Annotated in this window: 1 protein-coding gene; it reads left to right on the forward strand. The window is 65.6% G+C overall.

The window, feature by feature from the left end; genetic code table 11:
- Window positions 1-523 precede the first annotated feature (523 nt).
- Window positions 524-929 (forward strand): endo-1,4-beta-xylanase (locus GCU69_RS04590; protein WP_176604524.1); only part of this gene is annotated, 406 nt, incomplete at its 3' end.

Raw genomic sequence — 929 nt, forward strand, 5'->3', positions numbered from 1 at the left:
CCGCGGCGCCGGGGCGGTCACGGGTCTCGACATTCCCTGCTCGACCATCGATTCCCGAAAATTATCGGAGACGAAACGGGCATTCGGCCGGTCGAACAACTTGAATCAGTGCAGGCCAGAAGGCTGGACATAAGCTTTCGGCCAAGCTGGCCGACTATTTCGCGATGGTTCGGCTGATCTGTTCTCGGAAGCCGGAAGACGCAACCGGCACATTTCCCCGTCGCTGGATTGTCCGACGAACGCTCCGGCTTGCATCGGCCCAGTTCAGCGCCGTCCTGCCGCTTTGCCGTGGATCTTTTTGCCCCGAAAACCTTCCGGAAACAGGGCGTTGACGGGTCGTTCGCCGAGGCGCATACTCCCCATCAATCGTTGGCGATCGCCACGTGACGCCATGCGCTGCAGGCCGCTCACCCCACCCCCGGGCCCGCACCGTCGGCGAAAGACCACAGCGAAAGACCACATCACCGGTCCGGACGGTTCCTCATTTCCCGTCCGGTCCCCCCAACCGGAAGAAGAGGTAGGCATGAACAGCGATTCCTCCCGTGGGACCAAGCGGTCGCGTTCGCGCGCCCGTACCGGGTTGATCATCGGTATGGCCACCGCGATAGCGTCGGCCGGCGTCGTCGCGCTCTCGGCCGGCACGGCCCAGGCGGCCGACACGCTCGGCGCCTCGGCGGCGGAGAAGGGCCGGTACTTCGGCGCCGCGGTCGCGGAGCACCACCTCGGCGAGGCGCAGTACGCCGAGACGCTGAACCGTGAGTTCAACAGCGTCACCGCCGAGAACTCGATGAAGTGGGACGCCGTCGAGAGTTCTCCGGGCAACTTCAACTTCAGTGGTGGGGACCAGATCGTCCGGCACGCGGAGAGCCAGGGGATGGACGTCCGCGGTCACACGCTCGTGTGGCACTCGCAGCTCCCGGGCTGGGTCG

Origin of the sequence: Streptomyces lycii, from assembly GCF_009735685.1 — a bacterium.
GTDB lineage: Bacteria > Actinomycetota > Actinomycetes > Streptomycetales > Streptomycetaceae > Streptomyces > Streptomyces lycii.